This window comes from Streptomyces sp. NPDC107581, assembly GCF_055657175.1.
Genome location: NZ_JBVKBH010000014.1, coordinates 16,338 through 38,750, shown reverse-complemented (window position 1 = coordinate 38,750; position 22,413 = coordinate 16,338). Strand labels below are relative to the sequence as shown.

At 72.4% G+C, this 22,413-nt stretch carries 19 protein-coding genes and 2 pseudogenes; 16 read left to right on the top strand and 5 right to left on the bottom strand.

The annotated features are described in order from the left end of the window. Genes ACZ7P3_RS30600 through ACZ7P3_RS30580 form a run of 5 tightly spaced genes read left to right on the top strand, consistent with a single transcriptional unit; the run spans nucleotide 1 to nucleotide 6,572 of the window. Nucleotides 1-2,913, top strand: a complete 2,913-nt coding sequence (locus ACZ7P3_RS30600) for a PEP/pyruvate-binding domain-containing protein (protein WP_472086555.1) — start codon at nucleotides 1-3, stop codon at nucleotides 2,911-2,913. A gap of 2 nt (nucleotides 2,914-2,915) precedes the next feature. Continuing rightward, complete coding sequence (locus ACZ7P3_RS30595; RefSeq protein ID WP_472086554.1) at nucleotides 2,916-4,001, top strand: ketoacyl-ACP synthase III family protein; 1,086 nt, start codon at nucleotides 2,916-2,918, stop codon at nucleotides 3,999-4,001. Continuing rightward, the gene (locus ACZ7P3_RS30590) at nucleotides 3,998-4,420 is read left to right on the top strand and encodes a nuclear transport factor 2 family protein (RefSeq protein WP_472086553.1); all 423 of its coding nucleotides are present in this window, start codon (nucleotides 3,998-4,000) and stop codon (nucleotides 4,418-4,420) included. The genes ACZ7P3_RS30595 and ACZ7P3_RS30590 overlap by 4 nt, the downstream gene beginning before the upstream one ends. Further along, nucleotides 4,420-5,697 carry a cytochrome P450 gene (locus ACZ7P3_RS30585; RefSeq protein ID WP_472086551.1) on the top strand — a complete coding sequence of 426 codons (1,278 nt, stop codon included), beginning with the start codon at nucleotides 4,420-4,422 and terminating at the stop codon, nucleotides 5,695-5,697. The genes ACZ7P3_RS30590 and ACZ7P3_RS30585 overlap by 1 nt, the downstream gene beginning before the upstream one ends. Then, nucleotides 5,691-6,572 carry a hypothetical protein gene (locus ACZ7P3_RS30580; RefSeq protein ID WP_472086549.1) on the top strand — a complete coding sequence of 294 codons (882 nt, stop codon included), beginning with the start codon at nucleotides 5,691-5,693 and terminating at the stop codon, nucleotides 6,570-6,572. The genes ACZ7P3_RS30585 and ACZ7P3_RS30580 overlap by 7 nt, the downstream gene beginning before the upstream one ends. A 6-nt stretch (nucleotides 6,573-6,578) precedes the next feature. Here the strand turns inward: ACZ7P3_RS30580 and ACZ7P3_RS30575 are convergent. After that, nucleotides 6,579-7,549 (bottom strand): annotated as a pseudogene (locus ACZ7P3_RS30575) (serine hydrolase). A 179-nt stretch (nucleotides 7,550-7,728) separates the two neighbouring features. On the opposite strand from ACZ7P3_RS30575, the gene ACZ7P3_RS30570 reads away from it, so the two are divergent. Then, a complete protein-coding gene (locus tag ACZ7P3_RS30570; RefSeq protein ID WP_472086547.1) occupies nucleotides 7,729-8,460 on the top strand; it encodes an SseB family protein in 732 nt (243 codons plus the stop codon). A 43-nt stretch (nucleotides 8,461-8,503) separates the two neighbouring features. Here the strand turns inward: ACZ7P3_RS30570 and ACZ7P3_RS30565 are convergent, their stop codons facing one another. Beyond that, entirely contained in the window at nucleotides 8,504-8,860 is a 357-nt protein-coding gene (locus tag ACZ7P3_RS30565; RefSeq protein ID WP_472086545.1) for a DUF1844 domain-containing protein, read from the bottom strand. Nucleotides 8,861-9,221: 361 nt separating this feature from the next. On the opposite strand from ACZ7P3_RS30565, the gene infC reads away from it, so the two are divergent. From infC to ACZ7P3_RS30515, 10 genes are all read left to right on the top strand, one after another. Further along, nucleotides 9,222-9,902, top strand: a complete 681-nt coding sequence (gene infC, locus ACZ7P3_RS30560) for a translation initiation factor IF-3 (RefSeq protein WP_472086543.1) — start codon at nucleotides 9,222-9,224, stop codon at nucleotides 9,900-9,902. 111 nt (nucleotides 9,903-10,013) lie between these two features. Next, a complete protein-coding gene (gene rpmI / locus ACZ7P3_RS30555) occupies nucleotides 10,014-10,208 on the top strand; it encodes a 50S ribosomal protein L35 (RefSeq protein ID WP_003977225.1) in 195 nt (64 codons plus the stop codon). Nucleotides 10,209-10,311: 103 nt separating this feature from the next. Continuing rightward, nucleotides 10,312-10,695: a 50S ribosomal protein L20 gene (rplT, locus tag ACZ7P3_RS30550; RefSeq protein ID WP_020938960.1), complete on the top strand. Its 384-nt coding sequence runs from the start codon at nucleotides 10,312-10,314 to the stop codon at nucleotides 10,693-10,695. 341 nt (nucleotides 10,696-11,036) lie between these two features. Then, a complete protein-coding gene (locus ACZ7P3_RS30545; protein WP_472086541.1) occupies nucleotides 11,037-11,897 on the top strand; it encodes a TrmH family RNA methyltransferase in 861 nt (286 codons plus the stop codon). Between the two features lie 50 nt (nucleotides 11,898-11,947). Further along, nucleotides 11,948-13,093 carry a sensor histidine kinase gene (locus tag ACZ7P3_RS30540; protein WP_472086539.1) on the top strand — a complete coding sequence of 382 codons (1,146 nt, stop codon included), beginning with the start codon at nucleotides 11,948-11,950 and terminating at the stop codon, nucleotides 13,091-13,093. Between the two features lie 167 nt (nucleotides 13,094-13,260). Beyond that, nucleotides 13,261-14,382 carry a phenylalanine--tRNA ligase subunit alpha gene (gene pheS / locus ACZ7P3_RS30535; protein WP_472086537.1) on the top strand — a complete coding sequence of 374 codons (1,122 nt, stop codon included), beginning with the start codon at nucleotides 13,261-13,263 and terminating at the stop codon, nucleotides 14,380-14,382. Then, complete coding sequence (gene pheT, locus ACZ7P3_RS30530) at nucleotides 14,382-16,904, top strand: phenylalanine--tRNA ligase subunit beta (protein WP_472086535.1); 2,523 nt, start codon at nucleotides 14,382-14,384, stop codon at nucleotides 16,902-16,904. The genes pheS and pheT overlap by 1 nt, the downstream gene beginning before the upstream one ends. Before the next feature lie 276 nt (nucleotides 16,905-17,180). Next, nucleotides 17,181-18,272: a PP2C family protein-serine/threonine phosphatase gene (locus ACZ7P3_RS30525; protein ID WP_472086533.1), complete on the top strand. Its 1,092-nt coding sequence runs from the start codon at nucleotides 17,181-17,183 to the stop codon at nucleotides 18,270-18,272. Between the two features lie 209 nt (nucleotides 18,273-18,481). After that, the gene (locus ACZ7P3_RS30520) at nucleotides 18,482-19,822 is read left to right on the top strand and encodes a transcriptional regulator (protein WP_472086531.1); all 1,341 of its coding nucleotides are present in this window, start codon (nucleotides 18,482-18,484) and stop codon (nucleotides 19,820-19,822) included. A gap of 65 nt (nucleotides 19,823-19,887) precedes the next feature. Further along, complete coding sequence (locus ACZ7P3_RS30515) at nucleotides 19,888-20,424, top strand: NUDIX hydrolase (RefSeq protein WP_472086530.1); 537 nt, start codon at nucleotides 19,888-19,890, stop codon at nucleotides 20,422-20,424. On the opposite strand, the gene ACZ7P3_RS30510 is transcribed toward ACZ7P3_RS30515, so the two are convergent. From ACZ7P3_RS30510 to ACZ7P3_RS30500, 3 genes and pseudogenes are all read right to left on the bottom strand, one after another. Further along, nucleotides 20,421-20,678: a hypothetical protein gene (locus ACZ7P3_RS30510; RefSeq protein ID WP_472086528.1), complete on the bottom strand. Its 258-nt coding sequence runs from the start codon at nucleotides 20,676-20,678 to the stop codon at nucleotides 20,421-20,423. The two genes, ACZ7P3_RS30515 and ACZ7P3_RS30510, sit on opposite strands and share 4 nt — an antisense overlap. 230 nt (nucleotides 20,679-20,908) lie before the next feature. Continuing rightward, nucleotides 20,909-21,028 (bottom strand): annotated as a pseudogene (locus tag ACZ7P3_RS30505) (3-hydroxyacyl-CoA dehydrogenase family protein); the annotation flags it as partial. Between the two features lie 32 nt (nucleotides 21,029-21,060). Then, on the bottom strand, nucleotides 21,061-22,395 hold the full coding sequence (locus ACZ7P3_RS30500) for a tyrosine-type recombinase/integrase (protein WP_472086526.1): 1,335 nt from the start codon (nucleotides 22,393-22,395) through the stop codon (nucleotides 21,061-21,063). Between the last annotated feature and the right edge of the window lie 18 nt (nucleotides 22,396-22,413).

Here is a 22,413-nt window from a genome sequence, read left to right as displayed (position 1 = left end):
ATGGCCCCGACCACACGCCTGCCGGACTCCCGTACGGCGACCGCCCTGCTGCTGGCCGGCACCGAGGCCGGCCTGGCGGACCCCGCCCTGGTCGGCCACAAGTTCTCCCGACAGCACGCCATGCGCCGGGCCGGCCTGCCCGTACCTGCCTTCTTCGCGCTCACCGCCGAGGCGTTCACCGCCTCCGTCCCGGCCCCGGCCGGCTTCCCCGGCGCCCACGCGAGCACCGGGGACCTGTCCGCCTGGGCCCGCGCCGCCCGGGACCGGGTCCGTGCCACCGCCCTGCCCGCCGGCCTGGCCCGGCAGCTGCTCGCCGCCTTCGACGAACTCGCCGGTCCCGACGGGCTGGTGGCCGTACGAGGCTGCGTCGCCGCCCAGCCGGACGGCAGCGGGGAGGACGGCGCCGACGACCCCTTCGCCGGACTGTCCGACAGCTTCCTCTACGTCCGCCGGGACGCCCTCCTCGACCGCGTCGCAGCCTGCTGGGCCTCCGCCTACAACCCCGAGGCGGTGCTCTACCGGGCGCGGCGCGGCGCCGACGCCACCGGCGTGCGCGTCGCCGTCGGCGTGCAGCGCATGGTGCCGGGCGTGCGGTCCTTCGTGATGTTCACCAGCGATCCGCGCGGCGGCACCGACCAGGCGGTGGTGGCCGCCGCCCACGGCATCGGCGAGGGCATCGTGCAGGAGAAGGCCGACATCGATCACTTCTTCATGGACCGCGCCACCGGCGCCGTACGCGCCGAACTCGCCGTCAAGTCCGTGCTGGCGGGCCTCGATCCGGCCCGCCCGGACGCCGGCCCGGTGCTTCTGCCGGTCCCCGCCGCGCTCGCCCGGCAGCCGGTGCTGGACGACGACGAGGTGCGCGCCATCGGCGCGCTCGCCGCCCGCGCCGAAGACCTCTTCGGCGGCCCCCAGGACATCGAGGGCACCCTCACCGCCGACGGCGCCGTCCACCTCGTCCAGGCCCGGCCGGTCGTACGGGCCGCCCCCGGGCAGGCGGCGGGCGCGCCGCCGGTGCCCTGGACCAACCACAACCTCACCGAGTCCTTCCCGGGCGTCACCTCCACGCTGACCTACTCCCAGGCCCGGGTCTTCTACCGCACCGGCTTCGCCGACTTCTACCGGCGGCTCGGCGTGCCCGAGCACTCCCTGCGCCGCAACCAGCACCACCTCAGCCGGATGATCGGACACCTCGACGGGCGCGTCTACTACCGGCTCGACGCCTGGTTCGCGCTGCACGGCCAGATCCCCGGGTTCGATCTGATCCGCCCCATGTGGCAGCGCTCCCTCGGCCTCACCGAGCTCACCGAGGACGCCGGACCCGACGCCGCCGCCCGCCGCCGCGCCCGGCGGCAGCTCCTGCGGGCCGCGCCCCGCCTCGCCCGCGCCTACGTCACCCAGCCGCGCCGCCTGAAGCAGTTCCTGCGCTGGTGGGACGGCCTGATGGCGCAGTGGCCCTCCTTCGAGGACTGCACCGCCGACGAACTGATCGCCCGCTACCGCACCATGTGGACCGAGGCCGAACACCGCTGGGGCGTCACCATGGTCGCCAGCTACTTCGCGCTCGTCTCCCTGACCTGCGCCGACGCCCTGCTCGACCGTTGGGTGCCGGACGGCGCGAAGCTGCTGCCCCGGCTGCTGGGCGGCGGCCGGCCCAACCGCACGCTGGCGTCGGCGCGTTCGGCCCTCGCGCTGGCCGAACGCGTCGCCGCCCGCCCGGCGCTGCGCACCGCCGTACTGGAACGACCCGAACGCGAGGTCTGGCGGGAGATCACCTCGGGCGCCTTCGGCACACAGACCGCCGAGGCCTTCCTACGGCACCTGCGCACCTACGGCGACCGGGCCCTGCACGACCTCAAACTGGAGGTGCCGACCCCGCGCCAGGAGCCCTGGCAGATCGTCACCGCGCTGCGGCCCTACGTCACCCAGGGGCTGACCGTCGCCGCCAACGAGGCCGACGAGGCCGCGGCCCGCGCCGCCGCCGGGCGCGCCCTGCGCGAGGCCTGCCCCAACCCGCTCCGGCGGGCCGTGCTCGGAGCCGTGCTGGCCTCGCTGCGGTTCAGCGTCAAGGCCCGCGAGGACACCCGATTCTGCCGCAGCCAGCTCTACGGCGTCTCCCGCGAGGTGCTGTGGCGGCTCGCCCGCCGGCTGGTCGAGGCCGGCCTGCTGGACAGCGCCGCCGACGTCGTCCACCTCCAGGCCGAGGAGGTGCTGGGCGCCTTCGACGGCACCCTGCCCGAGACCGACCTGCGCGCCCTGGTCCGCCGCCGCGCGGCCCGGTCCGCCGCTTGTGCTCAACTGCCCGACCCGCCCGCCTACTTCACGGTGCCCGGGGGCCTGCCCGTGCCGGTCGCGCTCGCCTCCCGCAGCGCCGCCGGGCCCGGCACCGGACCCGACCTGGACGGCGTGCTGCGCGGCATCGCCTCCAGCAGCGGCACCGTGCGCGGCCGGGCCCTGGTCGTCCGGGACACGGGCGTTCCGCCCGAGGAGTGCGTCGGCCGGATCCTGGTCGCCAAGGAGACCGACCCCGGCTGGCTGGCACTGATGATGGCCGCCAAGGGGATCGTCGTCGAACGCGGCAGCCTCGTCTCGCACACCGCGATCAGCGGCCGCCTCCTCGGAGTTCCCACCGTGGTCGCGGTCCGCGACGCCATGACGGCCATCCCGGACGGCGCCCGGATCGAGCTGGACGGCACCGCGGGGACGGTACGCCTGCTGCCCGACGACGACACCGGCGACGACGACAGCCACGACATCGACGGTGACCACGACGGCGGCGGGGCCGTATGCGGGGTCGAGGGCGACAACGGGGCCGGGCCCGCGGCCAAGTACGGCGACGGGGCCGGGCCCGCGGCCAAGTACGGCGACGGCGACGGCCACGGTGACGACGGCGCCGTGCGGAAGGAGGCCTAGCCATGCGCGTGCACAACCTCCACATCGACGGGCTCGGCTGCTACGTGCCACAGCCCAGCCCGGCCGAACGCGCCGTCGCCGAAGGCCGCTACCCGGCCGACGAGTGGCAGGGCGGCGGCTGGACCGGAGCCGCCGTCGCCGGGAACGTGTCCCCGCCCGAGATGGCGGTGGAGGCCGCCCGCACCGCTCTGGAACGCTCCGGCCATCCGGTGACCGACATCGCCCTCGTGCTGCACGCCTCGCTGCACGAGCAGGGCCCCGAACTGTGGACCCCCCACCAGTACGTGCTCCGGCACGCCGTCGGCACCCGGGTCCCGGCGATGGAGGTCCGGCAGGGCTGCAACGCCGCCCTGGGCGCCATGGAGCTGGCCCACGGCTACCTGAGCGCCGACCCCGGCCGCAGGGCTGTCCTGGTGACCGCCGCCGAGAACTTCGGCACCGAACGCATCGACCGCTGGCGCTACCAGTCCGGCGCCCGCATGAAACGTCCCTCCATCCTCGGCGACGCGGCCACGGCCGTCGTGCTGTCCACCCGCGCCGGCTTCGCCCGGGTACGGTCGCTGGTCTCCTCCTCGCTGCCCGAGCTGGAGGAGATGAACCGGCCGCCCGGCCCCCTCTTCCCCCCGAACCGCACCCGCACCGGGCGCATCGACCTCGTCGCCCGCATGCTCGACTACGCCCGCAACGAGCCCGGTGCCGCCACCGGGGCCCGCAAGGCGCTGGACGCGGCCCGCACCGAGACCGGCCTCGCGGCCATCGAGGACGCCGGACTGCACCCGCGCGACATCACCCGGGTCACCCATGTCCTCTCCGGCGGCCCCGAGTACGTCCGCGCGGTCCTGGAACCCCTCGGCATAGACCCCGCGCGGGGCGTCCTCGACTTCGGCCGCGGCCTCGGCCACATGACCACCAGCGACCACTTCGCCGCCCTGCACCACCTCGTCGAGACCCGCCAGGTCGTCCCCGGCGACCGGGTCCTGATGCTCAACAACAGCTTCGGCGTCTCGCTGTTCGCCGCGGTCGTCGAGATCACCGACACCCCGTCCTGGGCCACCGGGACCCCCTCCCCGTACAAGGAACGGAAATGACGCTCTCTCAGACCCGGGAAACACCCGCGACCGTGCACCGGTGGATCGCCGCACTGGAGGCCGGCTGGCGCGCCCGCGACCCCGAGGCCGTAGCCGCCCTCTTCACCGACGACGCCACCTACCACCAGGGCCCCTACGGCGCCCCGCACACCGGCCGCGAGGCCGTCGCCGAGCACTGGCGCCGGACCCTGTCCCGGCAGAAGGACGCCCGCATGTGGTTCGGGGAGCCCCTCGTCCACGGCCTGCGGGCCGCCGTCGAGTGGTGGTGCGTCCTCCACGACCCCGCCACCGGCGCCCCGCGCAACGCGGCCGGCTGCCTGGTCCTCCGCTTCGCCGAGGACGGCCGCTGCACCTCCCTCCACGAGTACTGGCACGGCGCCCCGGACCAGCGGCTCGAGCCCGCCGAGGGGTGGCTGTGATGAGCGGCTCCACGACGACCACCCGCTGCCCCTACAGCGGCGCGGTGACCGCGACGCCCGCGGAACCGCTCTCCTACCCCTTCCCGGACCTGCCGGGCATCTCCCTCGACCCCGGTCACCTCGCCCGCTTCCGCAACGAGCCGCTGGTGCCGGTGCGGCTCGCGAACGGGCGGGACGCGCTGCTCGTGACCCGCCACGAGGACGTGCGGACCGTCCTGTCCGACGACCGCTTCAGCCGCGAGGCCTGGGCCGGCGGCACCCTGTTCGCCCGCAGGTCCAGCGCCCTCGCCCTGGTCACCAGCGACCACCCCACCCACACCCGGCGCCGCAGCCGCGTCCAGGCCCGCTTCACCCACCGCAGGGCCGAGCAGGACCGGCCCCGCATCGCCGCGATCGCGGCCGAACTCCTGGACGGCCTGCGTACCGCCGAGGGCCCCGTCGACCTGATCGCCGAGTTCACCACGCCGTTCCCGTACCGGGTGATCTGCGAGATGCTCGGTGTGCCGGTCGCCGACCTGGACCGGCTGCTGCCCGAGGTCACGGTGATGATGTCCGCCGGACGCTTCCCGCCCGAGGAGACGGCCCGCGCGCACTCCTTCATGTACGACTACTTCTTCGGGCAGCTGGCGCTGCGCCGCGAGGCGATCGAGGCCGGACGGCCCGGCGACGACCTGCTCACCCAGCTGCTCACCGCGCCGCCGGAGACCCGGCTCGGCGACGAGGAGATCGCCGTCTTCGGCTTCGGGCTGATGATGGCGGGCGGCGAGACCACCGCCTCCCACCTCGCCCTGTGCGTCCTGCAGGTGCTGAGCACGCCCGGCCTGGCCGACCGGCTGCGCGGCGATCCCTCCGCCGTCCCCGTCGTCGTCGAGGAACTGGTGCGCTGGGTGTGGTTCGCCGGCACCGGCGGCCAGCCGCACGTGGTCCTCTCGGACGTCGAACTCGCGGGCCGGGTGCTCCACGCCGGCCAGGTCGTCATCCCGCTCACCGACGCGGCCAACCGCGACCCGGCCGTCTTCCCCGACGCCGACGTCTTCCGCCCCGACCGCTCGCCCAATCCGCACATCGGCTTCGGCCACGGCCGCCACCTGTGCCTCGGCGCCGCCCACGCGCGCGTGGAACTCCAGGAGGGGCTCAGCGCCGTACTCCACCGCCTGGACGATCTGCGGCCGGCCGTCGACACGGCCGAACTGCGCTGGCGGGACCGGATGTTCATGCGGGGCGTGTGGGAACTGCCGGTCCGCACGGGCTCCGTGGCCGAGGCGGAGCCGTGCTGAGCCGCTGGGCCCGCTTCGTGGCGGGCAGCTATCCGCCGCTGCCGTCCGTGGCGCTCGCGTTCCTGTGGGCGTACGGCGTCACCGGCCTGTACGCGGTCCTGCAGCCCGCGCACCCGGCCTGGCGCCCCGGCCTCGGCACCCTCACCGCGGCCGTCACGCTCACCGTCACCCTGCTGCTGATGCGGGCCGTGGACGACATCCGCGACCTGGCCTACGACCGCGCCTTCAACCCCAAGCGCCCCCTGGCCGCCGGCGCCGTGCGCGAGCGCGACCTGCTCGTCCTCTGTGCCGCCGGCGCAGCCCTCGTCCTCGCCCTCAACGCGGGCAGACCGGCCGCCCTCGCGGTCCTCGGGGCACAACTGGCCTACTGCGCACTCGTGCTGGCCGTCGACCGCGCCCTCGGCTGGCCACCGGGCGACCGGCTGCTGCTCAGCCTGCTGATCAGCTTCCCCGCCCAACTCCTCCTGCACCTCTACCTCTACACCCGCTACCTGGGCGACACCTCCGCGCACGCGGGCGGCGGGGGAGCGCTGGCGGTCCTGATCACCGTGCTGGTCACCGCCCACCTGGAGTTCGCCAAGAAGATCACCCGACGGCTCCGGCCCGGCGAACGCAGCTACGTCACCGCCCTCGGCCTCGGCGGCACGGTGACCGTGGCGCTGGCCGCTCCGGTACTCGCCGTACTCCTGCTGCTCACCCGGGCCCGCCCGGAGGCGCTGCTGGTGCCGCTCGCCCTGCTGCCGCTGCTGCTCCCGGCCCGGGCCGGCTGGCGGTTCTTCCGCCGCCGAAGCCCACGCTGGCCGGCCGCGTCCCCCGCGTACTACGTCCTGTCCACCTTCGCCTGCTACCTGGCGCTGAGCCTGGCCCACGGCTGACCCGCCCTAACCCCCGGCGGAGGCGGTGGGATCCCGGGTGAAGGCCGACACCGCCGCCCTCGCCGCGGCCTCGACCAGCGAGATGCCCGCGGCCTGGCTCACGCTGCCGTTCGACACCACCGCGACCAGGTAGTCCGTGCCCTCGACCGTCACCCGGCCGATGCTGTTCACGTCCCACAGCCCCGTCGTACTACGCGCCAGCCAGCCGTTCTTCAACGCCGGCGAGGAACCGGCGGCCGCCGCCGACACCCCCCACCGCTGATCGGCCTCGACCCCCTTCATCAGCTCCTGGACGTACGTCCGGGACGCCGGACTCAGCAGCGACCGTTCCCCGAACACCTGCTGGAGCAGTACCAGTTGATCCGCGGCCGTGGTCTGCGTCAGCCCCCACAGCTCACCGTCGCCGCCCGAGGTCGCCGTCAGGCCGAAGCGTGCGTTCGCCGCGTCCAGACCCGCGGCCCGGCCGATCGCCTGCCACAGCGCCGACGCCGAAGTGTTGTCGCTGTTCTCGATCATCTTCGTGGCGTACGCCCGCTCCGCCGCCGTCAGCCGCCGCCCCGCGTCCTGCGCCTGGAGCAGCAGCACGGCCAGGATGTCGACCTTGACGATGCTGGCCGTGTCGAAGGCGGCCTCGCCGTACCCGGCACTCTCCCCGGAGCCCAGGTCCAGCACGCCGCCGACACCTGCGCTCCCGGGGGCACCGTCACCGATGCCATCGCCTTCGGGAACAGCGCCTGGCGGTCGCCGGCCGAGGGCGACGTCGCGGGTTCCACCGATGCCTCCTCACCCGCCGCGGCCGAGGAGGCGGCCGACGGCTGTGCCGCCGACGATACGGCGCCGGAGTGCGCCCGCGCCTTCACGTACACCGTCCCGCCCGCCGTGACCCCGCCCACGGCGGCCACGGCGAGCACGGTGTGCAGAAGGGGGCGGCGCCGCGAGCGGCGGGCACGGCGACGGCCGGCTCCGGAGGACTCCATGCCCGGGATGCTCGGGGCGGGGACTGTGCATCCCGTGGGACGGACCTGAGATCCGCGTCAGGGAATGCTGAGATTCCCGTGAAGGCCGTGTCTCCCCCTCTCCGGCCTCCCCGCCCGCGCACGGAGCCGCTCGCATCCCCCCGACCGGGACGGTGACCGTGCCTATAGGGTCGGTGACCGTGGCGAACAAGAACATTCCCGACCCCGGCTTCTCCGACGACGACGGCTCCGCCGACCCCCGGCTGAGCGCCGCGCTCGCCGCCTGGGCCGGGGACCGCACGGCCGTGGGTCCGGTCCTGGAGGCGCTGAAGGGCGCCCGGCTCCTGGTGCCCGTGGTGGCCGTCCTCGGCGAGGTGGAGGAGGACGAGAACGGGCTGCGCCGCGAGAAGACCAGCGACATGGCCGTACCCACCCTGAAGGCCGGCGGCCGCACCGCGCTGCCCGCCTTCACCTCCACCGACTCCCTGGCCCGCTGGGACCCGGCGGCCCGCCCGGTCGCCGTACCCCTGCACCAGGCCCTGCAGGCCGCCGCGCACGAGAAGGCGGACACCGTCGTGCTGGACCTGGCCGGACCGGTGCCCTTCGAACTGAGCGGCCCGGCGCTGCTCGCCCTCGCCGAGGGCCGTACGAGCACCGACCCGCTCACCGACCCGGCCGTGATCGGGGCCGTACGCGCCGCGGTGGCCGCCGAGCCCGCCGTGCTGCGCGCCCACCTCGGACCCGGACAGGCCGACGGGACCCTCGCCCTCGTCCTCGACCCGGCCGCCGCGCCCGCCGAGGCCGCCCGCGCGGTCGCCGGGCGGCTGGCCGCCGACGACACGCTGAGGGCCCGCCTGGTGCGGGGCCTCGACCTGGCACTGCTGCCGGCCGGGACCACGCCTCCCGGCGAGCCCTTGTTCGTGCGGGGTTGAGTACGGCTCCGGCCGGAGCCGGACCACCGCCGTGGATCCGGACCTAGCCGTAGACCGGCCCGGTGTACTTCTCGCCCGGGCCCTGGCCCGGCTCGTCCGGCACGATCGACGCCTCGCGGAACGCCAGCTGGAGCGACTTCAGGCCGTCGCGCAGCGGCGCCGCGTGGAACGAGCTGACCTCGGTCGCGCTCGCGTCCAGCAGTCCGGCGAGCGCCGTCACCAGCTTGCGGGCCTCGTCCAGGTCCTTGTACTTGTCGCCCTCCTCGCTCAGCCCGAGCTTCACGGCGGCGGCGCTCATCAGGTTGACGGCGACCGTCACGATCACCTCGACGGCGGGAACCTCGGCGATGTCCCGGGTCATCGCGTCGAAGTCGGTGTTCTCAGGAGGGGTCTCACTCATGCCCCACACGATAGGCGAGGGCGGACCGGCTCCTTCATCAGCCCCGTCCGGCCTCGATTAGCCGTTGTCAAGCGATCCTGCTAACCTTGTTCACGACCGGCCGGACACCCAGTGTGATCGGCCCACAAGTGGAGGCTCCGATCTCCCACCTGACCGTCCTCCGGGACGGCGGGTCACCCGGTCAGGCGGCCACCATCGTTCCGTACGGACGATGGAGCCGCCCGAATCGCGCCCCGCGATCATCGCGGCGGTGCTCCGGTTGCATTGGGAGCCCCGCCTGTGATCGTCCGGGGCATTTTTTGTGCTTCGGCGCGGTTAGGTCTCACGAAAAGAGACGTACGCGGCTGTCCGCCAGACCGCCGTGTGGTGCTACCGAGGAGGATCCATCAGCGCCGAGCCCCGCATCAACGACCGGATTCGCGTTCCCGAGGTGCGACTTGTCGGTCCCAGTGGCGAGCAGGTGGGCATTGTCCCCCTGGCCAAGGCACTGGAGCTTGCGCAGGAGTACGACCTGGACCTGGTCGAGGTCGCGGCGAACGCCCGTCCGCCCGTGTGCAAGCTCATGGACTACGGGAAGTTCAAGTACGAGTCGGCCATGAAGGCCCGTGAGGCGCGCAAGAACCAGGCGCACACGGTCATCAAGGAGATGAAGCTCCGGCCGAAGATCGACCCGCACGACTATGACACCAAGAAGGGTCACGTCGTTCGGTTCCTCAAGCAGGGCGACAAGGTCAAGATCACGATCATGTTCCGTGGTCGCGAGCAGTCCCGGCCCGAGCTGGGCTACCGACTGCTGCAGCGTCTCGCGGAGGACGTCCAGGACCTCGGTTTCATCGAGTCGAACCCGAAGCAGGACGGCCGGAACATGATCATGGTTCTCGGTCCGCACAAGAAGAAGACTGAGGCCATGGCCGAGGCCCGCCAGGCGCAGGAAGCCCGTAAGGCGGACGCGAAGGCGAACCCCGGTCGGTCGCAGAACGCTGCCGAGGCCGAGGTGTCCGCCGAGGCCGAGGCGTCCGCCGAGGAGCCCGCCGAGGCGTGATCCGAGGGACGTCAGTCCCCACGGATGTAACTGATACAAGAGCGACGCTCCACCGTGCCCGGTTTTCGTGACCGGGCACCGGAGCGCCACCCGACGAGGAGATACGGCGCTATGCCGAAGAACAAGTCGCACAGCGGTGCCAGCAAGCGCTTCAAGATCACCGGCTCCGGCAAGGTGCTCCGTGAGCGCGCCGGCAAGCGCCACCTGCTTGAGCACAAGTCGTCCCGTGTGACGCGTCGCCTCACCGGCAACGCCGAGATGGCCCCGGGCGACGCCGCGAAGATCAAGAAGCTTCTCGGCAAGTGACGTTCCGGCGCTCGACATCCGAGCGCCGTACGCCAGGACCGGGACCCAGTCGTTTCCGGGTCGTGTGAGTACCCCCCACGACCCCGCTACAAGGAGTTAACAAGTGGCACGCGTCAAGCGGGCAGTCAACGCCCACAAGAAGCGCCGGGCGATCCTCGAGGCGGCCTCCGGCTACCGCGGTCAGCGTTCGCGCCTGTACCGCAAGGCCAAGGAGCAGGTCACCCACTCGCTGGTCTACAACTACAACGACCGCAAGAAGCGCAAGGGCGACTTCCGTCAGCTGTGGATCCAGCGCATCAACGCCGCTGCCCGCGCGAACGGCATCACCTACAACCGCTTCATCCAGGGTCTGAAGGCCGCGAACGTCGAGGTCGACCGGAAGATCCTGGCCGAGCTGGCCGTGAACGACGCGAACGCCTTCGCGGCGCTCGTCGAGGTCGCGCAGAAGGCGCTGCCGTCGGACGTCAACGCGCCCAAGGCTGCGTGACGCCCGCGCCGGCAGTGAGCCGACGTGACTGAAGGACCCGCAGGCTGTATGGCTTGCGGGTCCTGCTGTTGACCCCCCACACCCTCCGCCGGTCGTTCGGCCGCGGGCCGGTGGGGGCCGGTCGCGCAGTTCCCCGCGCCCCTTCGGCGCGCGGTTCCCCGGGCAGGCCCGTACGGGCGCGGATCCCCGGGCTCCGTCACGGCGCGGATCCCCGGGCGCCGTCGGAGCGCGGATCCCCGGGCCCGGTCAGGGTGCGGCGGGCGCCCCGTCGGCCCGTGCGTGACACTGTTGCCGCAGCCCAAGAGACGCTGCATGTCGAGATTCTCGCGAAGGTGAAGAGGATGTCCCCCGTCAGCCCCGAGCTGATCTCCCCCCGGTCCGCCCGAGTGAGCGCCGCGCGGCGGCTCGCCAAGCGGAACTTCCGGGGCAAGGACCGGCTGTTCCTCGCCGAGGGGCCGCAGGCCGTGCGGGAGGCCGCCGGGCATCGGACCGGCGGGCAGGCGACCCTCGTCGAGCTGTTCGCCACCGTGGAGGCCGCGGAGCGGTACGCCGACATCATCGGGGCGGCACGGGCCGCGGACGCCCGCGTCCACCTCGCCTCCGAAGAGGTCATCGCCGACATCTCGACCACGGTCACCCCGCAGGGGCTGGTCGGGGTCTGCCGGTTCCTCGACACCCCGTTCGAGGACGTTCTCGCCGCCCGCCCGAAGCTCGTCGCGGTGCTCGCCCACGTCCGCGACCCGGGCAACGCCGGCACCGTGCTGCGCTGCGCCGACGCCGCCGGCGCCGAGGCCGTCGTCCTCACCGACGCCTCCGTCGACCTGTACAACCCCAAGGCCGTACGCGCCTCCGTGGGCTCCCTGTTCCATCTGCCCGTCGCCGTCGGCGTGCCCGTCGAACGGGCCGTGCAGGGGCTGCAGGACGCGGGTGTGCGCATCCTCGCCGCGGACGGGGCCGGTGACCACGACCTCGACGAGGAACTCGACAAGGGGACGATGGGCGGACCGACCGCCTGGGTGTTCGGGAACGAGGCCTGGGGGCTCCCGGAGGAGACCCGCGCCCTTGCGGACGCCGTCGTGCGCGTCCCCATCCACGGGAAGGCCGAGAGCCTGAACCTCGCCACGGCCGCCGCCGTATGTCTGTATGCATCGGCTCGTGCACAGCGCGCCCACGAAGGGTGCCGCTCCGTCACCGGGAGCTAGTAGGGTGGCCGGCTCGGGGCCCTGCGCCGGCTGAGAGGTGGGGTACAGGGATGAGTGTGTTCGGCACGGGCACTGCGCCGGACGGGCGGGACGCGTACCGCACGCCCGCGCCCCGGCACGGAGACTGCACCGGGACCGCCCCCGGCATGGACCCCGACCAGCTGCCCGACGGTCTCGTCGTCGCCGACGAGCACGGCCGGGTCATCTGCTTCAACGCCGCCGCCGCACGCATCACCGCCCGGAGCCGCGCCGACGCCCTCGGGCAGTACCTGGAGAAGGCGCTGCCGCTGGAGGACCTGGAGGGCAGGCGCTGGTGGCAGCTCACCGACCCCTACGGCGGCCTCGCCATCCGGGTCCGGCAGCCCGAGCGCAATCTGCTGCTCCCCGGTGGGCGGGAGGTGATGGTCTCCGCGCGGTACGTGCGCACCGAGCCCCTCGGGCCCGTCCACCGCGTCATCGTCTCCCTGCGCGACACTGAGGCCCGCCGCCGCACCGAGCGCAGCCACGCCGAACTGATCGCCACCGTCGCCCACGAGCTGCGTTCGCCGCTCACCTCCGTCAAGGGCTTCACCGCCACGCTCCTCGCCAAGTGGGAGCGCTTCACGGACGACCAGAAACGGCTGATGCTGGAGACCGTCGACGCCGACGCCGACCGCGTCACCCGGCTCATCGCCGAGCTGCTCGACATCTCGCGCATCGACTCCGGGCGCCTCGAGGTGCGCCGCCAGCCCGTGGACATCGGCGCGGCCGTCGGCCGGCACATCCAGGCCTACGTCGCCGCGGGACAGCCGGCCGACCGCTTCCTGCTGCGCACCGAGCAGCCGCTGCCCGACCTGTGGGCCGACCCCGACAAGGTCGACCAGGTGCTGAGCAACCTGATCGAAAATGCCGTGCGCCACGGCGAAGGAACCGTCACCATTGACATCACGCCCTCGGCGTCCCCGCGCGAAGGCGAGGAAACCGGCACGTCGGTCACGGTGAGCGACGAAGGGCCCGGCATCCCGGAGGAATCCATGAACCGCGTCTTCACCCGCTTCTGGCGGGGCAGCAAGCGCGGCGGCACGGGCCTTGGGCTGTACATCGTCAAGGGCATCGTCGAGGCCCACGGCGGCACCATCACGGTCGGACGCGCCCCCGTCGGCGGCGCCGAGTTCCGATTTACGTTGCCCGTGGGGGCCCCGGCCTATCTGGCCTGAGGCGCCCGCGGGCGCATGCGCGTTCCTTCACCCCGTTAGACTCGGCCTTTGGCACCTTTGTGTCCTGCACGCGGCCCTCTCGCGTCGGTGCGAGTCGGTGACGGGGACCATCCGCCTGGGGGCACCTCCCAGCGTCAGCTGGGGGACAATCGGAAGCACGGGAAGAGATGTCGGCACCCAATAAGTCGTACGACCCTGTCGAGGTCGAGGCGTTGAAACCGGAAGAGATCGAGCGCATGCGGGACGAGGCGCTCGCCGCCTTCGCCGCCGCGGGCTCCCTCGACGCGCTCCACGAGGCCAAGGTCGCCCACACCGGCCCGGCCTCCCCGCTGGCCCTCGCCAACCGCGAGATCGGCGCCCTGCCCCCGCACGCCAAGGCCGAGGCCGGCAAGCGCGTCGGCATGGCCCGAGGCGCCGTGAACAAGGCCCTCGCCGCCCGCCAGGGCGAGCTGGAGGCCGAGCGTGACGCCCGCGTCCTGGTCGAGGAGGACGTCGACGTCACGCTGCCTCACGACCGCGTCCCGGCCGGCGCCCGGCACCCGCTGACCACGCTCTCGGAGCGCATCGAGGACGTCTTCGTGGCCATGGGCTACGAGGTCGCCGAGGGCCCCGAGGTCGAGGCCGAGTGGTTCAACTTCGACGCCCTCAACATCGGCCCGGACCACCCCGCCCGCGGCGAGGCCGACACCTTCTTCATCGAAGGCCCGGCCGGCACCGCCGACTCCGGCGTCGTGCTGCGCACCCACACCTCGCCCGTCCAGATCCGCTCGCTGCTCAACCGCGACCTGCCGGTCTACGTGATCTGCCCGGGCCGTGTGTACCGCACCGACGAGCTGGACGCGACGCACACACCGGTCTTCCACCAGGTCGAGCTGCTGGCCGTGGACGAGGGCCTGACCATGTCCGACCTCAAGGGCACGCTGGACCACATGGTCCAGTCGCTGTTCGGCGAGGGCATGAAGACCCGGCTGCGCCCGAACTTCTTCCCCTTCACCGAGCCGTCCGCCGAGATGGACATGCTCTGCTACGTCTGCAAGGGCGAGTCCGTCGGCAATCCCGACCGCCCCTGCCGCACCTGCTCCAGCGAGGGCTGGATCGAGCTGGGCGGCTGCGGCATGGTCAACCCCAAGGTGCTGGCCGCCTGCGGCGTGGACCCGGAGAAGTACAGCGGATTCGCCTTCGGGTTCGGCATCGAGCGGATGCTGATGTTCCGCCACAACGTCGAAGACATGCGAGACATGGTCGAGGGTGACGTCCGGTTCACCCGGCCGTTCGGGATGGAGATCTGATGCGGGTCCCGCTTTCTTGGCTGCGGGAGTACGTCGACCTGCCGGCGACCGAAACCGGCCGTGACGTCCAGGCCAAGCTCATTTCGGCGGGCCTGGAGGTCGAGACCGTCGAGCAGCTCGGCGCCGACCTCAAGGGCCCGCTGGTCGTCGGCCAGGTCCTGACCATCGAGGAGCTGGAGGGCTTCAAGAAGCCCATCCGCTTCTGCACCGTCGACGTCGGCACCGCCAACGGCACGGGCGAGCCCCAGGAGATCGTCTGCGGCGCCCGCAACTTCTCCGTCGGCGACAAGGTCGTCGTGGTCCTGCCCGGCGCCGAGCTGCCCGGCGGCTTCTCGATCGCCGCGCGCAAGACCTACGGCAGGACCTCCCACGGCATGATCTGCTCCAGCGACGAGCTGGGCATGGGGGACGACGGCAACCACGGCATCATCGTGCTGCCGCCGGAGACCGAGGTCGGCAAGGACGCCATCGAGCTGCTGGAGCTGGTCGACGAGGTCCTGGACATCGCCGTCACCGCCAACCGCGGCGACTGCCTGTCCATCCGCGGTGTCGCCCGCGAGACCGCCATCGCCCACGGCCTGCCGCTGCGCGACCCGGCCCTGATCGACGTACCGGCCCCGAACGCCTTCGGCTACCCGGTCCAGGTGACCGAGCCGATGGGCTGCGACCGCTTCACGGCCCGCACCGTCACCGGTCTGAGCCCCGAGGCACGCTCCCCGATCTGGCTCCAGCGCCGGCTGCAGAAGGTCGGCATGCGTCCGATCTCGCTCGCCGTCGACGTCACGAACTACGTGATGATGGAGCTGGGCCAGCCGCTGCACGCCTACGACCGCAGCCTGGTCCAGGGCACGATCGGCGTGCGCCGCGCCGCGGAGGGCGAGAAGCTCGTCACCCTCGACGGTGTCGAGCGCAAGCTGCACGCCGAGGACCTCGTCATCACCGACGAGCGCGGCCCGATCGGCCTCGCGGGTGTCATGGGCGGCGCCAACACGGAGATCGCCGACGACGACGCCGGCGAGAACGGGGCGAACGCCACGTCCGACGTGGTCATCGAGGCGGCCCACTTCGACGCCGTCTCGATCGCCCGTACGGCCCGGCGCCACAAGCTGTCCTCGGAGGCGTCGCGCCGCTTCGAGCGGGGCGTCGACCCGCAGGCCGCCGCGGCCGCGGCGCAGCGGACCGTGGACCTGCTCGTGCTGCTCGCGGGCGGTACCGCCGAGGCCGGCGTCACCGAGATCATCGCCCCCTCCGCGCCGCACACGATCACCGTCCCGGCGAACCACCCGGACAAGGTCGCGGGCGTCGACTACGGCCGCGAGACCGTCGTACGCCGCCTCCAGGAGGTCGGCTGCGACGTCTACGGGCAGGACGAGCTGATCGTCACCGTCCCGTCCTGGCGGCCCGACCTGACCGACGCCAACGACCTGGCCGAAGAGGTCATCCGCCTGGAGGGTTACGAGAACCTGCCCTCCACGCTGCCCAAGCTCCCCTCGGGCCGCGGCCTGACCCACCGCCAGCGGCTGCACCGCCGGGCCGGCCGGGCACTGGCCGGCGCGGGCTACGTCGAGGCGCCGAACTACCCGTTCGTCAGCGAGCAGGTCTTCGACCAGCTCGGTCTGGACGCGGGCGACCCGGCCCGCCGTGTGGTGAAGCTGGTCAACCCGCTCAACGACGAGGAGCCCGCGCTCCGTACGACGCTGCTGCCGGGCCTGCTGGGTGCACTGCGGCGCAACGACGGGCGGGGCTCGCACGACCTGGCCCTGTTCGAGACGGGTCTGGTCTTCCAGCCGGCCGAGGAGCGGCGCGTCGGCGTCCACCTGTCCGTCGACCGGCGCCCCACCGACGAGGAACTGGCCGGGCTGGACGCGGTGCTGCCGCAGCAGCCGCGGCACGTGGCCGTCGTTCTCGCGGGCGCCCGCGAGCAGGCCGGCTGGTGGGGCGGCGGCCGTCCGGCCGGATGGGCCGACGCGGTCGAGGCGGCGCGTGCCGTCGCGCGCGAGGCCGGTGCCGAGCTGGTGGTGCGCAAGGGGCAGTACGGTCCCTGGCACCCCGGCCGCTGCGCCGAGCTGGTGATCGTCGCCGACGGCACGGAGAAGGTCGTGGGCCATGCGGGAGAACTGCACCCGCGTGTCCTGAAGGCACTGGGTCTGCCCGAGCGCACCTGCGCGATGGAGCTGGACCTGGACGCCCTGGAGGCGGTGGGCGACGGCGTCCCGCAGGCGCCGGGCATCTCCTCCTTCCCGGTCGCCACGCAGGACGTCGCCCTCGTGGTCGACAGGCCCGTTCCCGCGGCCGAGGTCGAGGCGGCCCTGCGCGAGGGTGCGGGCGAGCTGCTCGAGTCCATCCGGCTGTTCGACGTGTACGAGAACGCCGAGCAGCTGGGCGAGGGCAGGAAGTCGCTGGCGTACGCGCTGCGGTTCCGTGCGGGTGACCGCACGCTGACCGTGGACGAGGCGTCCGCCGCGCGGGATGCCGCCGTCGCCCTGGCGGGCGAGCGCACCGGGGCCGTGCTCCGGGGCTGACCGCCGCAGAGGGTCCTGAGGGCCGGCCGGCCACGGGTTGTCCGTGGCCGGCCGCGTCCGTGCGGCGGAGCCGCGCGGGGACACGGTCCCGCGCGCCCGAGCCGGTTGCGGCGCTCCTGGCTGCATAAATGCGGGCCGACCTGACGGGGAGTCACTCATTCGGGTGGGAACCGGAGGGGATCTGGCCCTTCTGGACCATGCCTGTCGACAGAATCGGACCGGCCTTTCGGGGTCGGTCCGTCTGCTCTGTCAGGGCCCACATGGGGGACCAGAGGCATGATCCGCATCAAGGCACGGGCACCCACCGCGCGGGGAGCCGTACTCCCCACGGTCTGGGGAGCCGTGGCGGTCACCTACAAGTTCGGCTGCCCGCTCGCCCAGCAGGACGGGCTCGGTGCACGCATCGTCACCAGCGCCGTCTTCTTCGCCGTCGGCACCGGACTGATATTCCACGTCCGCCGCGCCCTGCTGCGCGAACTGCGGCAGGCCCGCCGGGTCGCCGGCGCCGCCCAGAGTGTGGTGCTGCGGCCCCTGCCGGCGCGCCTGGACGGCCTGAACATCGCCGCGGCCCAGCTGTCCGCCGACCGCGGCGCGGTGATCGGGGGTGACCTGTACGAGGCCGTCGCCACCGAACACGGGGTCCGGGTGGTGATGGGCGACGTACGCGGCCACGGCATCGGCGCCCTCTCCACCGTCGCCGCGGTGCTCGGCAGCTTCCGTGAGGCGGCCCACGACGAGCCCGAACTGGGCTCCGTCCTGCGGAGGCTGGAGCGTGCCCTGGCCCGGCACCTGCGCGAGCGGTCCCGTGCCGAACACCCCTCGACCGGCGCCCAGGACCCGGACAACCCGGTGGCCGAGGAGTTCGTCACCCTTCTGCTCCTGGAAATCAGCGGGCAGGGCGAACTGCGCGCCCTCAACTGCGGTCATCCCTGGCCGTACCTGCTCAGCGGCACCCGGGTGGAGCCGCTCACCCGGGCCGATCCGCTCCCGCCCCTGGGGCCCTTCCCGCTGCCGGCGGAGCTGGAGGCCCAGCTGTACGGCTGTCTCCTGCCCGGCGAGTCCCTGGTCCTCTTCACGGACGGGGCGGAGGACGCCAGAGACGCCCGCGGCCGGTTCTTCTCCCTCTCCGCGGCGCTGCGCGAGGCCGTGCACGATCAGCCGGTGACGGCCCAGACGGTCCTCCGGGCGGTCTTCGGGTCCCTGCTGCGGCACACGGCGGGCAGGCCGTCGGACGACGTGGCGGTACTGGTCCTGCGGAACAACCGGAGAAGCGCCGGACTCTCCGGGGCACGGGACGGTGGCCCGTGCGACTCCGTCGCGCGGGCGCGAGGGGCCCCCACCGACCCGCAGCCGACGACGCACCGCTAGCGACATCCCCGTGGCCGTGTCCGGCCGGGCCGCCGCTTTCTGAGGGGGAGCCGGCGGCCCGGCCGGCCTCTTTCGAGGACTTTCAGTCAACCGGCAGAACACTCTCCGCGACAGTGTGCACACGCTGCGGATGCGAGCACTCCGTTCACACCCCGTGTGAAAGCGGACCCACTACGCTGACGGCACCAGGCAACTCGGGGGGCGATCCCATGCAGCCCAACACTCTGCTCGATGCGATCCTGGACGAGGCGGGGATCTCGCACGCCGGTCTCGCCGCCCACGTCAACCAGGCGGGCCGCAGACGGGGCCTGGCGCTGCGCTACGAACACACCGCCGTGGCGCGGTGGTTGAAGGGCCAGCGGCCACGCGGTCAAGTGCCCGATCTGATCTGCGAGGTGCTCGCGGGACGGCTGCACCGGCCCGTCACCCTGGACGACATCGGCCTCGGGGTGCCGGGCGAGCCCAGCACCCCGCACACCGGTTCGCTCTCCGGCTTCGTGGAGCGGGCCACCGCCCTGTGGCGCTCCGACGAACAGCAGCGGCCGCATGTGCTCGGCGCTCCCGCCGTCACCGGCACCCCTGCCGTCATGCCGGTGTGGGAGTGGGAGAACCCGCCCGAGGACGTGGACGTCTCCCGGGGCGGCCGGCACCGGGTCACCACGGCCGACATCGAGACGCTGCGCGCCGCCCGCACCCACTACGAGCAGATGTACCGCAAGGCCGGCGGCGTCGCGACCCGCGCCCGGATCGTCGGCTTCCTGAACGCCGAGGCGGCACCGTTGCTGCGCGGCAGCTACACCGACGCGACCGGCCGCCAACTGCACCGGGCGACCGGCGGGTTGGTGGCGATCGCGGGCATCTGCGCGTACGACTCCGACGCGCACGGCCTCGCCCAGCGCTACTTCCACCAGGCGCTCAGGCTGGCAAAGGCCAGCGGCGACCGGGGACTCGGCGCCTACGTCATCGCGCTCCTCGTCAACCAGGCGCTGTTCATGAAGGAGTACCGCCAGGCCGTCGCCTTCGCCGAGGCCGCGCTGCGGGCGGCCGGCAAGCACATCACCCCGGCTCTCGCCTCCGACCTGTACGCGATGCAGGCCAAGGCGTACGCCCACCTCGGCGACGGCAGCAGCGCGCTCTCCTGCATCCGCCGGGCCGAGACGGCCGCCGACCGCATCCGGCGCGGGTACGAGCCCGACGAGACCGGCTACGTCCAGCCCGGCCTCGTCAACGTCCAGGTGGCCGAGGCGCTGCTCAGCCTCGGTGAACTCGTCGCCGCCCGGGAGCACGCGGCGGCCGCGGTCGACAACCCCGCCCACGACCGGGGCCGGGTGCACCGGCTCGCCATGCTCAGCACGATCGAGCTGCGTCAGGGCAACGCCGACAACGCGGTGGCCACCGCCGTGCAGATGGCCGAGCAGGCCCGCGGGATGGAGTCCCAGCGGTTGCGCGACAGGCTGCGTGCGGTGCGCGAGCATCTGGTGCGCTGCGGCTCGGCCGGAACCGCCGAAGCCGCCGAACTCATCGACGGCGCACTGCGCGTACCGCTGTAGGCGCACTGTAGGTACACAGTCCCTGCTGCGATATTGCCACTTACTCGTCGGAAGGTGGCAGAACCGTGCAGTGGACGAAACAGAACGAACAAACTGTGTATGAGAACCGCTGGTTCAGCGTCAACCTCGCAGATGTCGAGCTGCCGGACGGCCGGCACCTCGACCACTTCCTGATCCGGCTGCGGCCGGTCGCCGTCGCCACGGTGGTCAACGAGGCCAACGAAGTCCTGCTCCTGTGGCGCCACCGGTTCATCACCGACAGCTGGGGCTGGGAACTGGCCGCGGGTGTGGTGGAGGACGGCGAGGACATCGCGCGTGCGGCCGCCAGGGAACTGGAGGAGGAGACCGGCTGGCGGCCGGGACCCCTGCACCACCTGATGAGCGTGGAGCCGTCCAACGGCCTCACCGACGCCCGGCACCACATCTACTGGTCCGACCGGGGTGAGTACGTCGGACATCCCGTGGACGACTTCGAGTCGGACCGCCGCGAATGGGTCCCGCTCAAAGTCGTCCCCGACCTGATCGCCCGAGGGGAGGTCCCGGCCGCCAACATGGCGGCCGCGTTACTCCTGCTGCACCATCTGAGGCTCACCGACGGCTAGTGGGCCAGCGCCTGCCAGACGGTCACGACGAGCGCACCCAGAGCCGTGAGCGCGGCGACCGAGGGCAGTGGCCAGCGTGCGTGTTCCAGCGAGCTCATGCGGCTGTGCAGCTCGTCCACTTCCTTGGCGGTCTCCTTGGTGCGGTGGCTGAGCAGGTTGAGTCCTCCCTCGACTCGGGCGTACGCCACGTCGAGGCGGCGCCGTAACTCTGCGAGTTCTCCATGGACCACGGGATGCTCCGGGTCGGCGGTCACGGGTCCACTCCTTTCCGTAGTCGAACGTGGTGGTTCCGCATCCCTTGCATGCGCATCAAGAGTGAACTCGCCTGGTGGGCGCGTGGGGAGAGTGCGCGAAGGGCATATGCGTGCCCGGCGCGCACACGGTGTGTGAAACAGATGGGCCCGGCACCGAGTTCGGTGCCGGGCCCGCGGAGTGTCGCTCTCCGTAGTTATCCGTGGATCCAGTCATGGATCCAGCCGTGGGTTCAGCCGTAGGTGTAGAAGCCCGAGCCGGACTTCCGGCCGAGCCGGCCCGCCTCGACCATGCGCTGGAGCAGCGGGGGAGCGGCGTACAGCGGCTCCTTGTACTCGGCGTACACGTTGTCAGTGCGTGCGAATACTGCCCTCACCTGCGGTTTCATGGCCTGTTGCGGGCCTGCGGGGCGCCCAGGGACTTTTCAGGGACATTCGGTTGTGGATCTTGACCGAACCACTCGTCCATGGCGGCGAGGCCCCGCTTGCCCGCCCCGGGCATGAAGTGAACGTAGTGCGTCAGTGTGGTCTGCGGCGAAGCATGCCCGAGCCACACCGACACGCTCACGATCGACTCGCCGGCCTCAAGCTGGGTACTGGCGTACGTGTGCCGGAGGACGTGGAACATGTCCTCCCTGGAGAGTTCGTAGATGGGGTACCGACGGCTGCGGCCTCCGTGCGTCCTGACCTTCTGGCCGACCTTCTTCAGGACACCGGCCGTTGCGAGTGCGGGCCGCCAGCTCAGCCTGTTCCACATCGAGTAGTTGATTCGATTGCCCTGCGAGGTGATCAGGACCAGCCGGACAGTGATCGGTTTGCGCTGTCGCGCTTCCAACTCGGTCGTCGGCGGCTCAGGGTTGCGCCACGGGAGCGTGCAGGCGACCGAAGGAAAGCGGCGCAGGTGGTCCCGGACACGCTTGGCGAGGTTGGGGGAGAGGGGAACGTCTCGCGTTTTGCCGCCCTTGGGCAGGCAGAAGTACGGCCTTCCCTTGGAGTCCCACCGCAGCTGGCGGCGGACGTGTACGACACCGGCATCGAAGTCCACATCCTCCTCGCCGAGGCCGAATGCCTCGCCTTGGCGCAGGCCGAGGCCGACACCGAGGTCCACCGCGATGCGGTATCGCTCCTGGAGGCCCGCCCGGACGGCCTCCACGGTGGGCCTGGCCCATGCCTTGGCCTTCCTCTTCGCGGGTTTGGGCGCCTTGACAGTCCGGCGGGCCTTGCAGGGGTTCTTGACCAGGCGGCCGTCGTCGACGGCGGCTTCGAGGATCGTGGAAAGGTGGATCCAGATCACATGGGCCGTGGACGCCTCTACCCGTGCCAGCAGTTGGGCCTTCCAGGCGCGCAGCACGGCAGCGTCGATGTCCCGGAGCGCGGTTGTACCCAGGAACGGGATGATGTGGTTCCAGATCTTGCTGCGCATGGGGGCGGCGGTCGACGGTTCGTCCGATCGGCCTGGCCACCAGTGCTTCTCGATGTACTGGGCGAGAGGAATCGCCCCGTCGCGGGGGTCGACGAATTCGCCACGTGTGGTGTCGGTCTGCGCCTTGGCGAGCCACTGCTTCGCGTCTTCGCTCGTGTCGAACGAGCGGTCCCGGACGCCCGGGATGCCCTTCACCCGATAGCGCTTGCCCTGGCCCCACAGGGCAGTGCGCTCCCGCTTACCGGTGTCCTTGTTGGGCTTCTTCTTGAGCCAGCGGTCTTCTATGTACCCCGCCAAGGGAACGTTCTCCTATGA